The following is a 3996-nucleotide window of genomic DNA, read 5'->3' on the forward strand; positions in this document are numbered from 1 at the left end:
GCAGCAGGCATCGTTAACTTAAGATACAAAAGCTGTCTGGAGATGACGGGGCAAGAACAAGTTTTTCCTGAACAAATTAGAGGGTGTAATGAGACGATAGAAATAAGGTAGCGTGCGGCGCAGGTCGCGTTGCTTAGAGGGGCAGTCTCGTCGCTACGGACGTATGCACTCTTTCCGCTACCAAGTGAGCCAGCAGCAACGCCGTTCTATTTTTTTATTACACAGATTACCTGAGGCGGGTAATAGGCCCGGGTATAGCGATATCACCGGGCTGTTAAATCAGAAAGCGCGTTTAAACGGCTTGATAGCAACCTGCTTATATACCCCGGCTGCAATATAGGGATCATCCTGCGCCCATGACTCTGCGGCTTCCAGTGAGGGGAACTCGGCAATGATGGTTGAACCGCTGAAACCGGCAACGCCTGGTTCGTTACTGTCCACTGCGGGCATCGGGCCAGCAATAATCAGACGACCTTCATCACGCAGCAGCTGCAGGCGGGCAAGGTGAGCAGGGCGCACGGCGGTGCGTTTTTCCAGTGAGTCACTATTATCTTCAGCGTAAATTACGTAGAGCACCTTCAAAACTCCTGTCTGGGATGAGATTCGGCATCACGTTAAGTGATCGTTAACATTTATGCAAACTAAAGCGTATCCTAGCCTTGATAAAGGTCAGCTTGTGGCGTTTTAAAGTCGAAATCGACGATTGACCGTGCGTGCTTATTGAAATTGATTGCTATTTGTATTTAGAATCAACAATTCACATTTTGACCAGAAAGATTATGATGACGCTGACAACTGAACTATCTCGCCGCTTACCTTTACCACTGCTGATTTCGGTCGTACTGCATGGTTTAGCGATCGGGGCACTGCTGTATGCCTCATTTCATCAGGTGGTCGAAATGCCTAAAGCGTCTCAGCATATTATCGTGTCGATAGTGGCAACTGAAGTGCAGCCGGAACCGCAGTCTGCACCGCCTGAAGTGGTACCGCAACCTGAGCCGGTACCGATCCCTAAACCTGAACCAAAGCCGGTAAGGAAAGAGGTGGTCAAGCCAAAGAGAGAGGTGAAACCTCGCCCGGCAGCAGCGCCGCTGGAGACTAAACCCATAGAGCAGAGTAAGCCGTCCACCGTGCTGAAGACTTCACCGGTGCCGTCTACCGCCGTCTCAACTGGGCTGCGTGCGTTAACCGTCGGTAAGCCAGACTATCCGGCGCGTGCTTTTGCCCTGCGTGTGGAAGGGCGTGTGCGGGTGCAGTTTGACGTTGATAGCTCCGGCCAGGTGGATAATATCCGTATCCTGTCGGCCGAACCGCGCAATATGTTTGAACGGGTAGTGAAACAGGCGATGCGCAAATGGCGCTATGAAGCCGGTAAGTCGGGGAAAGACTTGACGATGAATATCGTGTTTAAGATTAACGGCGGGACATCCATCGAATAAAAAAAGCGAAAGCCCTTTTTTATGCCTGCGGGTCGAGCTCAAAGTGGCTCTTATCGGCGGGTCGCGGCAGCGGTTTACTTTTCGGGTCGACGGCAACATAGATAAATACCGCTTCGGTAGTGCAGTAAGCGCTGCCCAATGGGTTCAGACAACACCTTACTTAATCCACACCTCGATGTTGATGGTGATGGAGTTGGTACCGGTTTTGATACAGCGCGCATGGCAGGTTACGACATTGCCCACCACGACCGGTTTCAGAAAGGTCATGCCGTCGGCGCGCCCGGTGACCACGCAACCTTCCGCTATATCTTTCTCCAGAATAGCGCCGCCCATATCCATGTGTGACATCAGCCAGCCACCGAAGATATCGCCGTTGGCGTTGGTGTCTGCAGGCATCGCCAACCTACACAGCACCATCTCGCCCGGCGGTAATCGTTGTTGTTTGCTCATTGTGTGCTCTCGAATGGCTTGCTTCCGGTCATTCAATTCGTCCGGCTTAAATATCCGGGCAATGATGGGCTATTTTTCTTCTTGTTGTGGCATCAGACGATAAATGTAGACGCCGCACAGTATCGTAAACAGTAGCGTCAGGGCGCTCAGGCCAAAGACTTTAAAGTTAATCCAAATATCCTGCGACAGCCAGAAGGCGACATAAATATTAGCGAGGCCGCAGGCGAGGAAGAACAGTGCCCAAGCAATATTCAGGCGGCGCCAAGCGAATTCAGGCAGCTGAAGTTCTTTACCCAGCATCTTCTGGATCAGCGGCTGTTTCATAAACCACTGGCTGAACAGTAGCGCAAGGGTAAATAGACCATAGATGATAGTGACTTTCCACTTAATAAAGTCCGGGTTGTGCAGCGCAATAGTCAGCGTGCCAAACACCGTGACCAACGCGAAGGTCACCAGCGACATCTTTTCAACTTTACGATAAAGCAGCCAGCCAGCCGCCAGTGCCAGCGCTGAGGCGGCAATCAGTATGCCGGAGGCAACATAGATGTCGTAGAGCTTGTAAAAAACAAAAAACACCACGAGGGGAAGAAAGTCGAGTAACTGCTTCATAGCGGCTTCCAAATAACAGATGAACGCGAAATATCATTAACCAGTAATGCCTCTGTCGAGGCATTACTGGTTAATTAACGTAACAGCATATACAGGCGCGACAAATAGATAATCAGTATGGCTGAAACTAGGTTGCCGAGCGCGTTGAGCACCACAGAAGCGACGTCCGGCAGCAGCGACGATGCCAGCACCACCACTAGTTTCGCCACAATCCATAAAATCACCGCCGGGGCGATCAGTTTCATCTGGCTCCAGCCGAGACGCATGCTGGCGCGCATAGCGGCGATTACCCTCACTTTTTCAGTCATCAGGATGATCGGGGAAAGTGCCAAGGTAACGGCCAGCAGCACGCCGGGAACCACCAGCACCATAAAGCTCAGCTGGATGAGTACGGTCATCAGGATGGTGACCAGCAGCAGTGCCGGTAAGCGCGGAGCGGATGCCCCAATAGCACGCAGCGCGCTGATGCGCTGGCCTGAGCCTGATGACGCCAGTGGGATCAGGCTCAGCGTTCCGCCCAGCAGCAGGACATTACCCACCAGTGAAGCAAAAGTATCGGCAGCGGAAGCATGCAGCAGCACCTGCTGCTGTTCCGGGGACATATTACGGATCATCTCCATCAGGCCGCTAGCGGAATCAGCAGCGCCTTCACCTAGGATCTGAATGTCATCGACGCCTAGCGTTAATGCCTTGCCGATAAGCATTGTAATAAACGAAGTTAACAGCGCCATCAGCACGATAGTGATCAACTGATGGCGGAAGAAATTCCCCGTGTCACGATATAGCGAACTCGCCGTGATAGACATGTACTCTCCTTGAAAGGCCAGTGTTATAGATCCGGGCATTGTACATGGTCTGGCAGGGTGCTGGCACCCAAATTGACATAACTTTCGATTAAAGAAGTTATTACCTCTGAGTGAACTTCACAAAAATTGATCTCAATATTATCGCGCGAAGCCAGGTGCTTGGTATCAGGAAGGAGGGCTGCTTTCCGCACCGGCATGAATAGATCCCGTGAGCCTGCTGCAATCAGCCCGGTAGAGTCTTGGGACATGGTGTAAATTTTAGGCTGTGTCCCTTAATTGCATAACCTTTTGTAAAACAGTCGGATACAGCCCAGTTGGCACTGTTGCAAAGATCTGGCGATGGTAAACTGATGCCACTGTTTAGTTGAAGGAGCAGCACATGAACCTATTTAAAGGTCGACATTTTGAGCGTCATATTATCCTGTGGGCCGTCCGCTGGTACTGCAAATATGGCATCTTTTCAGGCACACTAATCCGGCTCAGGCATCCGCAACCATCGCTTTTTCTCCATTCCACGCAACCTTTCCGACAGTCATGCCATCGCCTGCGTTCCTGCCTGAGCGCCGGCAAAACGCAGTCGGCCCTTGCACAGGATGCACTGGTACGGGTCGGTACCCAGGAAGCCCTTCATTAGCACCGCAAACCCCGGCTTCTCCGGCATTGTTGCAAAGATCTGGCGATGGTAAAGTGAT

5 protein-coding genes and 2 pseudogenes are annotated in these 3996 nt (G+C 51.7%); 3 read left to right on the top strand and 4 right to left on the bottom strand.

Features of this window, described 5'->3' with window-relative positions:
• Positions 1-112 precede the first annotated feature (112 nt).
• On the top strand, positions 113-340 hold the full coding sequence (locus BBW68_RS16675; RefSeq protein ID WP_083264877.1) for a YciY family protein: 228 nt from the start codon (positions 113-115) through the stop codon (positions 338-340).
• On the opposite strand, the gene BBW68_RS10575 is transcribed toward BBW68_RS16675, so the two are convergent.
• Positions 280-576, bottom strand: coding sequence for a YciI family protein (locus tag BBW68_RS10575; RefSeq protein ID WP_070135331.1), 297 nt, complete (start codon positions 574-576; stop codon positions 280-282). The genes BBW68_RS16675 and BBW68_RS10575 overlap by 61 nt on opposite strands.
• A 203-nt stretch (positions 577-779) precedes the next feature.
• Between BBW68_RS10575 and BBW68_RS10580 the strand changes: the two genes are divergently transcribed.
• A complete protein-coding gene (locus tag BBW68_RS10580; protein ID WP_070135332.1) occupies positions 780-1439 on the top strand; it encodes an energy transducer TonB in 660 nt (219 codons plus the stop codon).
• A gap of 19 nt (positions 1440-1458) precedes the next feature.
• On the opposite strand, the pseudogene yciA reads toward BBW68_RS10580, so the two are convergent.
• From yciA to BBW68_RS10595, 3 genes and pseudogenes are all read right to left on the bottom strand, one after another.
• Positions 1459-1889, bottom strand: a pseudogene (gene yciA / locus BBW68_RS10585) (acyl-CoA thioester hydrolase YciA).
• Between the two features lie 69 nt (positions 1890-1958).
• A complete protein-coding gene (locus tag BBW68_RS10590) occupies positions 1959-2498 on the bottom strand; it encodes a septation protein A (protein WP_070135333.1) in 540 nt (179 codons plus the stop codon).
• A 74-nt stretch (positions 2499-2572) separates the two neighbouring features.
• Positions 2573-3304, bottom strand: a complete 732-nt coding sequence (locus BBW68_RS10595; protein WP_070135334.1) for a YciC family protein — start codon at positions 3302-3304, stop codon at positions 2573-2575.
• 379 nt (positions 3305-3683) lie between these two features.
• On the opposite strand from BBW68_RS10595, the pseudogene BBW68_RS17930 reads away from it, so the two are divergent.
• A pseudogene (locus BBW68_RS17930) lies at positions 3684-3761 on the top strand (IS6 family transposase); the annotation flags it as partial.
• Positions 3762-3996: the final 235 nt, after the last annotated feature.

This window comes from Candidatus Erwinia dacicola (assembly GCF_001756855.1).
GTDB classification, from domain to species: Bacteria; Pseudomonadota; Gammaproteobacteria; order Enterobacterales; family Enterobacteriaceae; genus Erwinia; species Erwinia dacicola.